The following is a 15,021-nucleotide window of genomic DNA, read 5'->3' as shown; positions in this document are numbered from 1 at the left end:
GGTCCCCATCTCACGGCAGGGCCGCCTCCTCACGGGCGAACAGGCCGGTCAGCGCACCGCCCGCCCGGATGAGCTCCTCCCAGGTCCCCTCCTCGACGATGCGCCCGCCCTCCAGCACGGCGATCCGGTCGGCCCGGCGTACGGTCGCCGGGCGATGGGCGATCACCAGGGTTGTCCGGGTGGCGGAGTCGGCCGCGAGCGCGGCGGCGAGTTCCGCGTCGCCCCGGTGGTCCAGATGCGCCGTCGTCTCGTCCAGGACCAGTACTCGCGGTCCGCTCAGCAGCGCTCTGGCCAGGGCGACACGGGCACGCTGGCCTCCGGAGAGGGTCGCGCCGCGTTCGCCCACGGCGGTGTCCATCCCGTCGGGGAGGGCGGCTGCCACAGCGGCGACTCCGCAGGTGCGGGCCACCGCGTCCAGCTCCTCCGCGGTCGCGTCGGGAGCGCCGAGGCGGAGGTTGTCGGCGAGGGTCCCGTGGAAGAGCGGGGCCTCCTGCCCGACCACGGAGAGGGCCGCCCGCAGGTCCTTTTCCCGGAGGTCCCGCAGGTCCACGGGGCGTCCCGGGGGCCGGGGAAGCAGCTCCACGGCCCCCTGCGCGGGGTCCCAGTAGCGTGCCAGCAGGTGCGCGCAGGTCGACTTGCCCGCCCCGGAGGCCCCCACGAGGGCCACCGTCTCGCCGGGCCGAACGGTCAGGTCGAGGCCGTCCAGGACGGGCGCGCCTCCGTAGCCGAACCGTACGCCGCGCAACCGCAGGCCCAGCGGGCCCGGCGGCACGGGGAGCGGGGCCGCGGGCTCCGGCGCCCCGGCCGGGGCGCGCACGGCGGCCCGCACCCGGGCCGCGGCGGCGCGCAGGCCGCCCGCCCGGCCGAGGGCGGCGGCCGATTCGGCGACCGGCGCCAGGGCGCCCAGAGCCAGGGCCATGGCGGCCGGGGCCCACGCCCCGTCCAGCCGGCCGGCGGACGCGGCGTGAGCGGCGGCCGCGACGACGCCGATGACCGCGGCGACCACCAGCAGGTCGCGGGCTGCCCCCGCGCTGCTTTCCCAGACCTGCTCGGCGCGCTGGGCGCGCGCGAGGCGGCGTCCGGCGGACCGGAGCCGGGCACGCCTGCGGTTCAGGGCGCCGGCCATGAGGAGCTCGCGCAGCCCGTCCACGCTCTCCACGGTCTCGGCCGAGACCTCGGCGAGCGCGGCCCGGGTCCGCGCACCGCGCTCGGCCCGCCCGCGGGCTTCGAGCAGGGGTGACCAGAGCAGGAGCAGGGCGGCGGGCACGACGGCGAGGAGCAGCCACGGGCCGAGGGCCGCCAGCACGGCGGCCGACACGGCGAACACCACACCAGAGGCGAGGAGTTGGGCGATGGCGTGGGCGTAGAAGAACTCCAGCGCTTCGACGTCCCCGAGGGCGGTCGCCGCGAGGTCGCCGCTGCGTCGGCCCGCGATCCGGGCAGGCGCGCTGCGGGCGAGCCCGTCGAAGACCCGGACGCGCAGTTCGGCGAGCACCCGGTAGGCGAGGTCGTGGGACAGGTCCATCTCGCGCCAGGTCGCCAGCGCCCGCAGCAGGACGAGCCCCACCAGGGCGGCGACGACCCCGGACGCGGGCGGCCGTTGCGCGGTGACGGCGGTGCCGACCGTGTGCGCGGCCAGGGCGACCAGGGCGACCAGGGCCGCCTGGTCCACGAGGGCCGCCAGGCAGGTGCGGGCCACGGTGGCGCGGTGCGCTCCGAGGACCGGGAGGAGCGAGCGGAGGGCGCCGGGGCCGTCGGCCTGTGGGTCTTCCGGGCCCGCCGGCGCCGCCGAGCCTTGCGGAGCGGCTCCGGGCGGGGCTGCGGGGGCGGGCGACGGCGCTGCGGGCGCCGTCCGGTCGCCGCGTTCGAACGCTCCGGTCGTCGTGGCCGCGGCGGACCGGTCCTGGGTCCGGTCGGGCGGGATGGGCGTCATGCGGCGGGTTCCTCCGTTGCGGTACGCCCGGCGGCGACGAGCGAGGCGTACACGCCGCCGCCCGCGAGCAGGGCCGTGTGGTCCCCCGCCGCGGCGACACGGCCGGCGTCGAGGACGACGATGTGGTCGGCGTGGCGTACGGCGTCGAGTCGATGGGCGACGACGAGGCAGGTGCGCCCCCGGCCGGCCGCCAGCAGCTCCCGCACGATGCGCGCCTCGCCGCGTTCGTCCACCGCACTGGTCGCCTCGTCCAGCACCAGGACCGGCGCGTCGGCGAGCAACGCCCGCGCCAGGGCCAGCCGTTGGCGCTGACCGCCGGAGAGCGTGGCCCCGCGTTCGCCGACGAGGGTGGCGTAGCCGTCCGGCAGCCGGGCGATCTCCTGGTCGATGCCGGCCGTGCGGGCGGCGGCGCGCAGTTGCTCGTCGGTGGCGGCGGGCCGGGCCACGCGCAGGTTCTCCGCGATCGTGGCGTGGAAGAGGTAGGTCTCCTGCGAGACCACGGCGATGCCCCGGCGCAAGGATGCCAGGGTGTACGCCGCGATGTCCGTGCCGGCGGCGGTGACGTGGCCGCTGTCCGGGTCGCGCTGGCGCAGCAGCAGGCTCAGCAGGGTCGACTTGCCCGCCCCGGACGGGCCGACGACGGCTGTGGTGCGCCCGGCGGCGGCGGTGAAGGTGACGCCGTCGAGTGCGGGCCGTCCGCTTCCGGGATGGCTGAAGCACACATGCTCGAAACGGATGTCGGGGGCCGTCCGCCAGGCGGCCGGCAGCGTGCCCGCGTCCCTGACGCCGGGCTCTGCGGTGCGCAGGGCGGCGATGCCGTCTGCGGCGGAGACCCCGAGGTAGCCGGCGTGCCATTCGCGGGAGAGGTCGCGCACCGGCCGGAAGCACTCGGAGGCCAGGAGGAGCAGGAGGTAGGCGCCAGTGGCGGCGGTGTGTCCGGTGGCGGCCGAGGAGCACGCCACCAGGACGGCGGCGACCGTGCCGCCCTGGACGGCCAGGTCGGTGAGGCCGGTGTCGACGAGCGAGACGCGGAGTTTGGCCACCGTGGCCCGGTGCAGGGCGGCAGAGCGGCGCTCCAGCCGCTCCCGTGCACGCCCCACGGCGCCGGTGGCGCGCAGCGTCGCCATCCCCTGGAGGGCTTCCAGGTAGTCGGCTGCGAGGCCTTCGTAGGAGTCCCAGTGCTCCTGGCCGCGCCGGGCGAGGAGCCGGTCCCACAGGCGGGGTCCGAAGAGGGCGAGCAGCAGTGCGGGGCCGAGGGCGAGCGCCGCGTAGGGCTCGACGAGGGCGACGACGACGAGAAGGAGCGGCGGAACCGTGCAGGTGATGAGGAGTTGGGGCAGGTAGCGCGAGATGTACGCGTCGACGCCCTCGACGCCGTCCACCAGAGTGGCCCGCACGGCTCCCGCCCGCGCTCCGGTGATGGCGGTGGGGCCAAGGGCCCCGAGGCGTTCCAGCAGGGCGTCGCGGAGCCGGACGCGTACGGCGGCCCCCGCCGTGACGGCGGTCAGGCGCTGGGCACGGCTCAGGACGGCGCGGACGAGGACGACGGCGAGCACGGAGGCGAGCAGCGGTGCGAGGGCGGCCGTCTGGCCCCGGGCGATACGGGAGAGCACGAGGGCGAGCAGGACGGCCTGGGCCAGGTGGGTGACGGTGACCGCGGCGAGCAGCGCACAGGCGCGGCCGAGGGGGAGGCGGGCGCTGCGGGCCGCGTGCAGGAGTTCGGGGTGGAGCATCATGGGCGTTCTTCCTCGCCGGGCGGGGCCGTGGGGGCGCGGGGCGTCGTCGGCGCGAAGGGCGCGCTCGGCCGGGTGGGCGGCGGTGCGGGTCTTCCGGCCTGCCGGGCGGGCGCGGGAGAAGGGGCGGGGTCCGCGGCGCTCGTCGAGGGCGCGGCGACGGCGAGCGCGTGCACGATCCAGTCGCGTCCGGGCGCGTCGCCGAGCGCCGCGCCGAGGTCGGCCCGCTGCCAGGAGCCGATGGGGCGGGAACGGATGCCGAGGGCGGTGGCATGGACCTGGGCCGCGCCGGCCGCGTATCCGGCGGCGAGGTGGCTGCCGCGGACCAGGGCGGGCGGGGCGTCGGCAGGACAGCCGTGGGCGATCAGCACCGCGCCGGCGTCGGCGATCCACCGCTGGTGCGCCGCCCAGCGGGCGAGGGCGGGCCGCGCGTCCCCGGAGGCGAGGACTTCGAGGCCGCTACCGCGCGGGGTCGTCGTGTACAGGGCCGGGGCGGGGCCGCCGACCGCGGCGGCCCACGGGGGCCCGTCCGGCAGGGCCGCCCACGCGGTCGCCAGAATCCGGGCGAGGGCCTCCTCGCCGGGCGGGACGACCAGATCGCCGGGTGCGGCGCTCCGTCGGCGGCTCAGAGCGTCGTCGGTCACCGCTTCGGGGAGCCGGACCTGGTGCCAGGCGCCCTCGGGTCGCGCCGGGGCGGCGGTGAGGTGGGCCAGCAGGCACCAAGTCTCTGTGAGTTCGCGCAGCGGGGCCCTCTCCGCGCCGGGGCGCGGCAGGGGTGCGGTGGCGCGGGGCGAGGCGGCCCAGGCGCCGAGCACTCGGGCCGCCTCGCCGTCCTCTCCGCGCGGAGCCAGCCATACGGCGGCTACGGGGAGTTCCGGCTCGACGTGGGCCCAGGCGCCGTCCCCCTCCGCCGCCCGGGGCAGTCCGGCGGCAGCGGACAGCAGGACTCCGTCCGCGTCCAGGGAGACCTGTGCGCCGGCCGGTCCGGCGGCCAGCGCCACGGCGGCCGCGGCGTGACCGGCGTCCAGGAGCAGCAGCGGCCAGGCCCGGTGGCCGTAGTGGGCGACGGTGCGGGCCGCGGCCAGGGTGAGGACGGCGATGGCCCCCGGGGGCGCGTCGGCGGGGGCGGGGCCGCGCGGGTGGGCGCGATGGGCGCGCGGGTCGTAGGCGTACCGTCCGGGCGGCAGCGAGCAGCCCGCCCCGACCAGCAGGTGCGCGCGCACCGGGTGAAGGGCGCCCGCAGAGGGCGCGGGGCGGAGCCTGCCCGGGGTTCCGGCGGGCGCGGCGAGGGACAGACGCAGCCCGCGGTCAAGGTCGACCGCCGCGCCGGGGCCGGTCAGGGGCAGCCCCCGGCCGGGCCACGGGAACGGCCGCTCGGGGGCGTAGGGGTTGAGGGCGGGCACGCGCGGTGAGCGGGCGTCCGCGAGGGCGCGCCGCAGGAAGCCGGGCGGCACGTCGGTGGGGGCGGTCGGCGGCGGCGGGTGGGATGCGGCGGCGGGCGCGCTGCCCCGGCGGGGCGGCGACGTGGCCGGTGGGTCGGCAGGCGGGCCGGCCGTCGGCGCGGCGCGGGTGGCCGGGGCCGGGACGGCGGGGCGTGCGGGAGTGTGGGGCATGGACGGTGCACTCCCTCACATGTGGGGCGGCGGGGCGAGGGTGAAGTCCTCCGGGCCGGCGGGCGGCCGGGTCCTCCAGCCTCGGGCGAGGGCTGCCTCTGCGAAGCGCGGGCAGCCGAAGTAGCCGAAGGCGGCCGGGGCGTTGGGCACGAGGCCGGAGACGAGCACCCGGGCGACGCGCAATGCGGTCTCGGCGACGTCCTCGGTGGTCAGGTCGGCGGTGATCACCCGGTGGCCCCCGGCGGCGAGCGCCGCGTCGAGCGCGGTGCGGCTGCCGGGGGCGATCTCCGTGACCGGGGCCGTGCCCCGGGCCGGGTGGGTGAAGCGGCGGGCGAGCGGAGTCAGCCGGTCGTCCAGCCAGACCTGGACGTGCGCGCCGAGGTCCCGGACGGCCTCGAACCGGGGCCCGCAGTCGTCCAGGTAGCGGCGGTCCGGACGGTGGTCGAGGTAGAGGCCGCGGGCGAGCATGCCGGCCTCCACCGCGCGGTACACCCAGCCGTCCGGCTCCACCGCGCCCTGGGTGAACACCCAGGTGTGCACGGCTTCCAGGACGGCCTTGCGCGCCGCCTCCGCCGGGTCGTAACGGCAGGCGAACCCCGCGGCGCGGATGCCGCGCCGTGGGTCGTGCACGAGCGCCGCCGCGCAGGGGGCGAACTCCGAGGGCATCTCCACGATGTGGACCTCGAGGCCGCAGCCCGCCAGGTCCTCGGTGAGGCCGGGCACGCTCGCCGGGTCGATGCCCCGGGTCGGCCCGTCCAAGTGCCACCACAGCTCCAGGGCGTCCCGCTCGACGACTTCGAGGAGCCCCCGCTCCACGGCGTCGTCGAGTCCCTGACCCGTCGCGATGCCCGCGTAGTTGAGGTGGTGGGTGCGCGGCAGCGCACGCATCTCGCCCTGACGCCAGTTGAGGTGGGTCAACGCCACAGGGGCCCAGCAGGGCCGTCCGCCCTCGACGCATTCGGTCCACAGGACCGGGGTGTCGGCGGTGAGTTCGGCGTAGGGGAATGTGGGACGGCCGTACTGCCAGGGGGCGTAGGCCGGCAGGCTCCCGGGGCCGTACACACGGTGGCCCTCCGCGAGCAGTTCGGCGGCGGTGGCCCTGCGGGGCGCCCGCGGGTGGCCGGGCGGCGGGAGGCGGTTGCCGCAGTAGCGCTCGACCGCCTCGGCGACAGCGGCGATCCAGGCGCCCTCGGGGTCGCCGAAGGTGGTGCCGAGGGAGACCCGGTCTGCGGGCCACGCGCCGAGGCGGCGGGCGTCGGCCACGTCGGCGGTCATCGCGGTGTAGCGGGGCGGCGCACCGTCGGGGTGCTCGACGGGTGCGACGGCGCGGATGATTCCGCTGACGGGGTCGACGAGGGCTTCGATGGGCAGGACGCTGGTCAACGGCATATCTCCACTTCGGGCTCGACGTAGCGGCGTCGGGCGATGACGGGCAGGAGGAGGGCGCTTCCCCGGGCGGTGACGCTCCTGCGGGACGGGGCGAGCCGGATGGCCGTCACCGGGTCCTCGCCGGTGTGCGGGTTGCGGGCGTGGGTGGGGAAGTGGTGCCCGGCGATCTCCGCCCGCAGTCGGGTCCCGGCGGCCAGTCGGCGGCCCAGCGTGCCGAGCGGAACGGTGATGCCCACGGTCTTCCCGAGCGGGTCGGCGCGCCGGACGATGCCGAACGCGAGCGGTTCCGCGCGGCCGGCCGGGTCGAGTGCGGTGAGGCGTACGGCCCAGTCGGCGCCGGGCGTGTCGGCCGCGACGTTGATCCTGGCCGCGGCCGGCCCCGCCATGTCGAGGGGGCGGGGCAGCGGCGGCGAGAGGAGCAGACAGCGGTCGGCGGGGGCGTCGTCCCGCGGCACGGCCAGGTCGTCGGAACGTACGGGGCGGCCGGGGTCGGCGGTGAACCGCTGCCCGTGGAGCAGTCGCAGACCGTGGGGCGCGCCGAACTCCCAGGCGCGGCCCGCGTGCCGCTCCGGCTCCGGGATGCCATGCGGCTCCGGCTCCGGGGCACTGTGCCAGCGCCCGCTGTCGCCCAGGGCGATGACGCCACGCCGGGTGGGCTCCAGCCGGCCGGCGAGCGCGGCGCGGGCCCACCGTACGTACAGCGCCCCGAGGTCCACGCGCCCGCGTCCGGGGGTCTCGGCGGTCAGCCGGTGCCCCCAGGGCCCGAGCAGCAGGCGGGCAGGGCCGCCCCAGCCCCGCCACAGGGCCATGGTGTCCTCGGCGAACGGGTCGCGGGTGCCGCCGACGGCGAGCAGCGGGAGGCGCGCGGTCGCCCCGCGCTCCACGACGCGCCCGCGGCGGCGGTCGGACCACAGCTGTGGCCAGGAGGGGAGTTCGCGTCCGAGTTCCTCGCCCAGACGTGCGCCCAGCCCGGTGACGGGGAGGCGCTCCAGCAGTCGGGGGTCCGCCGCCAGGGCGCTCTCCAGCGCGCCCTGGTCGGAGTCGGGTCGGTCGCCGTGGGCGGCCCACCAGCCGGCACGGGCCCACAGGCGCTCGGGGCCGGTGGGCTCGCGGGCGGTGTCGGCGAGGCCCAGGGCCGGGACGGCGGCGATGACGGCGTCGGGGCGGCCCTCGTCGTCGTCGGCGAGTGCGGTGACGAGGGCGCAGTGGGCGGCGTAGGACGCGCCCGCGGCGACGACCCGCCCGTCGCTCCACGGCCGGGCGCGCGTCCAGGACACGGTCGCCGCGCCGTCGGATGCCTCGTGGTCCCGGTACGGGCGCCACTCCCCCGGCGACCCGTGGCGGCCGCGTACATCCTGGGCGAGGGCGGCGAACCCGCGGGCCGCCCAGCCGCGCAGCTCGGCGCGGTGGGCGGTCCGCCCGTACGGGGTCCTGATCACGACGGCGGGGTGCGGCCCGGCTCCCTCCGGCAGGCATACGTCGGTGGCCAGCTCGGCGCCCCCGGAGGCGGGGACGTACGCGGTCACGGTGGTCACGCGCCCGCCCGGGCGTGCGTCGGCCGCGGACCGGGCCGGGCGGGGGCGGGCAGTGGGGCGACGTCGGGGACCGGCAGCACGGGGTGCTCTGTGACCGTCAGGTCGCGCAGGTCCACGCGCCGCAGGCGCCGGCGGGCGGGCAGGCCGGGCCCGGCCTCGCCGCTCGCCCAGGCGATCAGTTCGGCGGTGAGCAGGGCCGCGATCAGCGCGGCGGAGGCTGCGGTGGGGTGCGGCCCGGTGTCGGGGGTGCGGTGCCCTGCCCAGTAGGCGGCGAGTTCGCGGTGGGCGGGGGTGGCCGCGAGTCTGCGGAGCCGGACGTGGCGGGAGGTGACGTCGCCCGGGGCCGCGGCGAGCGGTTCGATCCAGGCGTGGGCCCCTTCGCGGTGGCAGCGCAGCCAGCCGGTCCCCCGTGCGGGCAGCCGGTCCGCGGTGTCCCACAGCCCTTCGGGGACGGGCGAGTCGAGGCACCAGACCACGGCGTGGTGGTCGGTGGGGGCGCCGGCGGACCGGGCGAGTTCCGCCACACGGCCGGCGGTGGTCCGATGGACTTCCGCTCCTTCCGCCGCGGCGTACCGCTCCACCGGCCCGGTGAGGACGGCGTCGCCCAGGACGTGGACGGTTCGACCGGCGAGGGGGCCGCCGCGCGGTGCCGAGGACGCGTGCCCCTCGGCTTCGAAGGCCTCCACGAGCCGCCTGAGTCCGGGGGACTCGGGTTCCGTGCCGGGCTCCTGGTCCCGCCCGGTCAGCCGTCGCGTCAGCGCCGAGCCGTCGACCTCGCCGGTCTCGATGCGCAGGAACTCCCCGTCGGACGTCCGAAGCACGGGCGCGTCTCCGGGGACGGTGACGATCCCGGCGCCGGGAGCGAGTCGACTGCGGGTCACGGGAACCTCCGGGGCCAAGTGGGTGGGTGGTGCGCTGGTGGTGAACGGGACGGGCCCGCCCGGGACTTGACCGGGCGGGCCCGCCACGAGGGGTGCGTCACCTGCCGTCAGCGGCAGACGTCGCCTACTTCTCGTCCGCGGTGTCGGCCTCGACCGCGTCGTCGAAGGGGTTCTCGACGAGAGCGTTCGAGTGGGTGGCGGAGAGGTGGGCGAGCTGGCCCTGGTCGGCGATCGGGCTGAACACCTTGTTGTGCTCCATGAGTTGAAGCCTCCATTCACATCGGATGGATATCGGTCGCGGCGGTGGTGCGTGCCGCAGCACAGACACTAATGAATATGATTTTCATTCCGCAATAGCTGGGACGGATCGAGAGGGTGATCTGGGTAACAGACGGGGCGCCCGCTGAGCCGATCGGTCCCCACCCGCCCCTCGACGCCGAGGACTTCGGCGAGCAGCCGACGGGTGACGACCTTTGACGGAGCCCCGTCGGCGGCAACCCGGCCCTCGCGCAGCGCGACGATCCGGTCCGCGAACCGGGCCGCGTGGTTGAGGTCGTGCAGGACCATCACCACCGTCAGGCCGCGCTCCGCGCGCAGCCGTACGACCGTCTGGAGCACTTCCAGCTGATGCCGCAGGTCGAGATAGGTGGTCGGTTCGTCCAGGAACAGCGTCCTGGCGTCCTGGGCCAGCGCCATGGCCAGCCGGACCCGCTGGCGTTCACCGCCGGACAGCGCGTCCACCGGGCGGTCCGCCCAGCCGGCGACCCCGACGTCCGCCAGCGCCCGGGACGTCACCTCGTCATCCCCCTCCCGCAGCATCCCGAGCGGCCCCCGGGCCGCGTAACGCCCCTGGCGTACTAGCTGACGCACCGTCAGCCCCGGCACGGCGGGCGCCGACTGGTGCAGCAGCGCGACCCGCCGGGCCGCGGTACGCCGGGAGAGTCGCGCCGCGTCGTCGCCGTCGAGCAGGACCCGCCCGCCGGTCGGGGCGAGCAGGCCCGCGGCGAGCTTGAGGAAGGTGCTCTTGCCGCAGCCGTTCAGCCCGATCAGGGCGACCAGTTCACCGGCCCCGATACGCAGGTCGACCCCGTTCAGCACCGTACGGCCCGGATATCCGAAGCCGAGCCCCTCGGCCCGGACCACGTCCGGGGCGCCCTCCTCAGCCCGCGGCGCCGCGGGGAGGGGGTCGCGGCCGCCGGCCGCGTCCGGGCCGGGGCTCCGCGCCCCGGTCGCGCTCCGGACGGGGCCCTGCCCGGCCCCGGTCACGTCCGTCTGACCCGTCATGCCACTCTCCTCATCCGCCGGCTCCCGTTTCTCTCCCGCACCCGCTGCTCGCTCCGCCCGGGCGTGTCCGCGGGTCGTGCGCGCCCTTCGCCCGTCATCGCTCATCCGTCCGCCGCCGGGCCACGACGAGCAGGAGCCCCGCCCCGACGAAGGTGGTCAGCGCGCCGACCGGAAGGGTCAGCCGGTCCGTCTGGAGCGCCACCGCCAGCAGTCGGGACAGCAGCTGGGCTGCGGCGTCCGCACCGCACACCACCGCCGCACCGAAGAGCGCGGCCCCCGGCAGGGTGATGCGCAGGTCGGCGCCGAAGACCGCAAGCGCCAGATGCGGCACCAACAGCCCGACGAATCCGAGCGCGCCCACCGCCGAGACCGCGCCGGCCGTCAACGCCACCGCGCACACCAGCGCCGCCCCCCGGCCCCGCCCGGTATCCAGGCCCGCGGCGGCGGCCTGCTCGTCGCCGCAGCGCAGCAGGGTCAACGGCCCGGCGAGCAGCCAGGCCGCCGCACCCCAGAGCGCCGCCCAGGGCCAGAGCAGATGCCAGTGTTGCCAGACCCGGCCCTCGGTGGAGCCGATCAACCACTGCACGACACTGCCGAGTTCACCGGGGGCCACCAGCAGGACGACGGCCGTGAGGCCGGCCAGCACCGCCGACACCAGGACGCCGAAGACGGCCGTCTGCTCCGGGTCGCCCTTCTCCCGCCCGGCGAGCAGCCACAACAGGCCCGCGCCCGCGAACCCTCCGAGGCAGGCCGCCACGACGACGGACCCCGGGGACTCCCAGCCCGCCAGCCCGAGGCCGGTGGCGGCCACCGCACCGAGCACCGCGCCGGGGGTGACGCCGGTGACCTCCGGTCCGGCCAGCGGGTTGCGCAGCGCCGACTGGAGGACGAGACCGGCCACCCCGAGACTGGCCCCCGCCACCAGCGCCACCAGCAGACGGGGCAAGCGGAGCTGGAGCACGATGTGTTCGGCGATCGGGTCCGCGCCGCTGCCCAGGAGGACCGCCCGTACGCCGGCCGGGGCGACGCCCCGGCCGGCGAACAGATCGGCGCAGGCCACCGCGGTGACGAGCACCGCCAGCGCGCCCATCCGCACGCCCGGCGCCCGCAGGGCCCGGCGGGCCGGTCCGGGCGCGGCTTCGATGGCACTCATCGTTCCGCCTTTCGCAGGACAGGGCCGGGGAGCCTCGACGGGCGCCCCGCCGCATGCGGGGCCGCGGGCGCCCGGTCCTGCGGCCGGCGCCGCCTCCCCCGCTTGAGGAGCACGACGCCGACGGGCACGCCGACCAGGGCCGTCCAGGCGCCGACGGGCGTCTCGACGGGGGCGAGCGCCAGGCGCGCCGGCTGGTCGGCGCACAGCACGACGACAGCGCCGCACAGGGCCGACCGGAGGAGCCACCCCGCCGCACCGCCGTCCGGATGGAGGCGACGGGCGAGGTGGGGGGCGAGGAATCCGACCCAGGCCACCGGCCCGCAGACCGCGACGACGGGGGCGATCAGGACGACGGCGATGCCCAGCGCGGCCAGCCGGGCGCGTTCGACCCGTACGCCGAGAGCCCGCGCGTCGTCGTCGCCCAGCCGCAGCACACCGAGCACCGGAACGCACAGCACGAGCGCCGGGGCGGCCACCGCGAGCCACGGCAGCAGCCCGGTGACGTCGTCCCAGGTGCGGGCGGAGAGACTGCCCAGGAGATAGCGGTAGATGAGCTGGAGGTCGAGCTGGTCGGCCATGACCATGAGGACCAGCAGGGCTGCCTGGAGGGCCGCGGCGACGGCGGCTCCGGTCAGCAGGACCGCTGAAGGGCTGCGCCCGAACCCGGCGGCGAGCAGGGTGAGCAGGCCGCCGAGCGCCGCCCCGGCCAGAGCCAGGAACGGCTGGAGCATCAGCGGGACCGAGAGGGCCAGGACCAGCGGCGCGGCGACGCCCAGGGCGGCTCCGGAGGAGACCCCCAGCATCTCCGGCACGGCGAGCGGATTGCGCAGCGCCTCCTGGAGCACGAGGCCGGCGGCGCCCAGGCAGGCGCCGGCGATCAGCGCCAGCACCAGTCGGGGCAGCCGCAGTTCGGTGACCACGACACCCGCGAGCCCGTCGCTCCCCAGGACGGCCGGGAGCCTGGCGGGCGGAACGTACGGGGTGCCGAGGGCGAGAGCGCACACCGCGCTCACCACGCCTGCCGCCCCCAGGCAGAGCAGTGCTGCGGGCGGGCGCCTCACCGCAGTGCGGCCGTCGCCTCGTCGAGGACGACGCCCAGGGACCGGGTGCCGCGCCCCTTGGCCCACACCTCGGAGTCGACCTCGATGACCTTGCCGTTCCGGACGGCCGGAATCCGGGACCAGAGCGGGTTGCCGGCCAGTTTGTCGGAGAGTTTGCCGTCGGGGGCGCCGAAGGAGAGGGTCTCGACGAACAGGACGTCGACGTCCCGGGCGAGGATCTCCTCCAGGCTGTAGGCGCCGTCCACCCCCCGGCTCTTCCAGGGGTAGTGCGAGATCTTCGGGAACAGCCCGGCCGCCACATCGGTCTTGGGGGTGGCCACGCCGAAGTTCTCGTCGCTGCCGTAGATGATGAGCGCGGTCTTGTCGCTCGTCTCCTCCTCCGCCCGCGCCAGCCGGGCACGGAAGGCCTTCTCTGCCTTCTCCCCCTGCTCGGTACGGCCGGTGAGCGCGGCCAGATCCCGGAGGTAGCCGACGCTGTCCTGCCAGGACTCGGGCTGGAGCGGCCAGAAGACCGTGGCCCCCTTCAGCGCGGGCGCGAGCTTGCCGTGGGTGTCGCCCAGGCCGATCACCAGGTCGGGCCGGTGGGACAGGATCGCCTCGACCTCGGGGCTCAGGAAGCCCCCGGGGACGACCGGCACCCCCGCCGCCTTCTCCTTGCCCAGGAACCGCGGGTGCGCCAGGAGTTGGGAGTTGGTGGCGACCGGGGTCATGCCCAGCTCGACGAGGATGTCGTCGCAGAGGGCGACCAGGCAGACGATCCTCTCCGGGGGTTTCGGCAGGGAGACCGTGGCACCGCCCGCATCGGTGATCCGGGTGGCGGCCTGGATGGGCCGCACCTCGGTGCTCGTACGGGAACCGGAGTCGCCCGCGGGCCCGGCTGCCGGGGAGCCGCTGTCGGCGTTCTCGGCGCCGCAGCCGGCCAGCAGACCTCCCAGTACGGCGATCGCGGCCCAACGGCGGAATCTCAGTGCGGATCGTGGCATGAAGACGCCCTCAACTCTCCTGTGCGGTCCCGGGGATGGGGCAGGGCGACGGCGGGCCCCCGGGAGCGGTCCCCGCCACAGACCCAAACCATACACATGATTATCATTTCCAATAAAGTTGGCGGGACGACCCTGTTCCGGCCCATCGACCCCAGGAGTCACCATGCCGCCCACCCCTCCCCCGTCGCCCCGCCTACTGGTCTCCGACCACGTCGCGGGACGGGTCAGCCTGTTGGACCTCCCCGACGGCAGGGAGCTCGCCGCACTGGATCACCGGCACCTCTCCGAGCACGCGGGCTTCCTCGCACTGCCGGGCGACCGGATCGCCTGCGTGGACGACCGGGCGGGCGAGTTGCTGGTTCTCGACCCCTACGGCCCTGACTCGGGGGAGCCGTTGGTGCGGCGGCGCATACCGGTCGCCGTACCCGCAGAACACCTGGCGACGACGCCGGACGGGCGGCGGCTGGTGGTGACCACCGGCCTCGGCCGCAACGAGGAGGCGTGGACCGGGCTGCTGACCGCCGTCGACCTGGACGCCCCGGACGGCGCCGTCGCCGTACGCGTCCGGGGGCGCACCGGCGAGCCCGGGGTCACCGTCCTCGACGGCCCGTCGCCTCTCGTGGTGCTGCGTCACCGAGAACCGGGCGAACTGCTGACCCACCGGCACGACGACCTGATGAACGCGGCCCCCGCCTGCCCCCCGGCGGACCCGGTCCAGCGGATCGCCCTGCCGGACGACGACGGGCACGGCGACGCCCACGACCCGGTCGGGGGACGGGTGTTCGCCGCCGCCGGTTCGGGGGTGCACCGCGCGCGCCGCGAGGGGGACGGCCTGACGGCCGAACGCCCTCTGCCCTGGTCCGCGGACGGGCGCTCCGGAGGGCGCGGCTACTACCTGCGGCTCGATCCCGTGCGCCGCGTCCTGTGGTCCTGCGTGCGCGGCGGCCCCGGCGACCCCGGGCAGTGGCCGGACTGGACCAACGACGCCTGGTGGCACCGGCTCGACACGGGCGAGACCGGCCGGCTGCCCCTGGGGCCGGGGCTCGTGTTCCGGCTCGCGGTGGCGGAGCGCCATATCGCCTACACCCGCGTCCACCCGGACGGCGACGAGCTGATCCTGCTCGCCGCACCCACGGGCGGGCCAGCGCGCCCCCAGGTCAGCGCCCGCCTCCCGCTGCCCACCATGTCCGGCGCACCGCGCCGCGGCCAGGCCCCCTGGGACGGCGTCCAGCGGCGAGCGGTCGCGGCCTCGCCCGGTGGCGGCCTGGTCGCGGTCAGCCGGGGCGGCCACGGTGAGATCCACGTGTTCGACGCGGACCGGGCGGCGCGGATCGCCACCCTCACCGTTCCGACGCCGCTCGACGACGGCGGTCACCTCACCCTGGTCACGCCCGGCGACGGGGCGCACGCCGACCCGGTCGGCCGCTGAGGCTCCGACCCCACGAGCCGCCGACCA

General features: G+C 76.9%; 12 protein-coding genes. 1 reads left to right on the top strand and 11 read right to left on the bottom strand.

Going from position 1 to position 15,021, the window contains the following annotated elements:
- Positions 1–10: 10 nt before the first annotated feature.
- The 11 genes from V9U70_RS09820 to V9U70_RS09770 form a co-directional block, all read right to left on the bottom strand.
- Positions 11–1,933 (bottom strand): ABC transporter ATP-binding protein, encoded by a 1,923-nt coding sequence (locus V9U70_RS09820; RefSeq protein ID WP_336674106.1) that lies wholly within the window; start codon positions 1,931–1,933, stop codon positions 11–13.
- Positions 1,930–3,669 (bottom strand): ABC transporter ATP-binding protein/permease, encoded by a 1,740-nt coding sequence (locus V9U70_RS09815; protein WP_336674105.1) that lies wholly within the window; start codon positions 3,667–3,669, stop codon positions 1,930–1,932. The genes V9U70_RS09820 and V9U70_RS09815 overlap by 4 nt, the downstream gene beginning before the upstream one ends.
- Entirely contained in the window at positions 3,666–5,279 is a 1,614-nt protein-coding gene (locus V9U70_RS09810) for a nitroreductase (RefSeq protein ID WP_336674104.1), read from the bottom strand. Before V9U70_RS09810 ends, V9U70_RS09815 begins: the two co-directional genes overlap by 4 nt.
- A gap of 15 nt (positions 5,280–5,294) precedes the next feature.
- Positions 5,295–6,662, bottom strand: coding sequence for a YcaO-like family protein (locus tag V9U70_RS09805; protein ID WP_336674200.1), 1,368 nt, complete (start codon positions 6,660–6,662; stop codon positions 5,295–5,297).
- Positions 6,659–8,203 carry a CocE/NonD family hydrolase gene (locus V9U70_RS09800; protein WP_336674103.1) on the bottom strand — a complete coding sequence of 515 codons (1,545 nt, stop codon included), beginning with the start codon at positions 8,201–8,203 and terminating at the stop codon, positions 6,659–6,661. Before V9U70_RS09800 ends, V9U70_RS09805 begins: the two co-directional genes overlap by 4 nt.
- A complete protein-coding gene (locus V9U70_RS09795) occupies positions 8,200–9,084 on the bottom strand; it encodes a hypothetical protein (RefSeq protein ID WP_336674102.1) in 885 nt (294 codons plus the stop codon). Before V9U70_RS09795 ends, V9U70_RS09800 begins: the two co-directional genes overlap by 4 nt.
- A gap of 124 nt (positions 9,085–9,208) precedes the next feature.
- A complete protein-coding gene (gene amiA / locus V9U70_RS09790; protein WP_015613003.1) occupies positions 9,209–9,343 on the bottom strand; it encodes a streptamidine family RiPP in 135 nt (44 codons plus the stop codon).
- A 68-nt stretch (positions 9,344–9,411) separates the two neighbouring features.
- Positions 9,412–10,368 carry an ABC transporter ATP-binding protein gene (locus V9U70_RS09785; RefSeq protein ID WP_336674101.1) on the bottom strand — a complete coding sequence of 319 codons (957 nt, stop codon included), beginning with the start codon at positions 10,366–10,368 and terminating at the stop codon, positions 9,412–9,414.
- A gap of 94 nt (positions 10,369–10,462) precedes the next feature.
- Positions 10,463–11,521 (bottom strand): FecCD family ABC transporter permease, encoded by a 1,059-nt coding sequence (locus tag V9U70_RS09780; protein ID WP_336674100.1) that lies wholly within the window; start codon positions 11,519–11,521, stop codon positions 10,463–10,465.
- Positions 11,518–12,582 (bottom strand): FecCD family ABC transporter permease, encoded by a 1,065-nt coding sequence (locus V9U70_RS09775; protein WP_336674099.1) that lies wholly within the window; start codon positions 12,580–12,582, stop codon positions 11,518–11,520. Before V9U70_RS09775 ends, V9U70_RS09780 begins: the two co-directional genes overlap by 4 nt.
- The gene (locus tag V9U70_RS09770; protein WP_336674098.1) at positions 12,579–13,565 is read right to left on the bottom strand and encodes an ABC transporter substrate-binding protein; all 987 of its coding nucleotides are present in this window, start codon (positions 13,563–13,565) and stop codon (positions 12,579–12,581) included. Before V9U70_RS09770 ends, V9U70_RS09775 begins: the two co-directional genes overlap by 4 nt.
- A 163-nt stretch (positions 13,566–13,728) precedes the next feature.
- Here V9U70_RS09770 and V9U70_RS09765 point away from each other — a divergent pair, with 163 nt between their 5' ends.
- Positions 13,729–14,994 (top strand): hypothetical protein, encoded by a 1,266-nt coding sequence (locus V9U70_RS09765; RefSeq protein WP_336674097.1) that lies wholly within the window; start codon positions 13,729–13,731, stop codon positions 14,992–14,994.
- The last annotated feature ends 27 nt before the right edge of the window (positions 14,995–15,021 follow it).

This window comes from Streptomyces pratensis, from assembly GCF_037137275.1.
Classification (GTDB): domain Bacteria; phylum Actinomycetota; class Actinomycetes; order Streptomycetales; family Streptomycetaceae; genus Streptomyces; species Streptomyces pratensis_B.
Note: the sequence above shows the minus strand (reverse complement) of the source record. Positions and strands in the feature narration are given on the sequence as shown.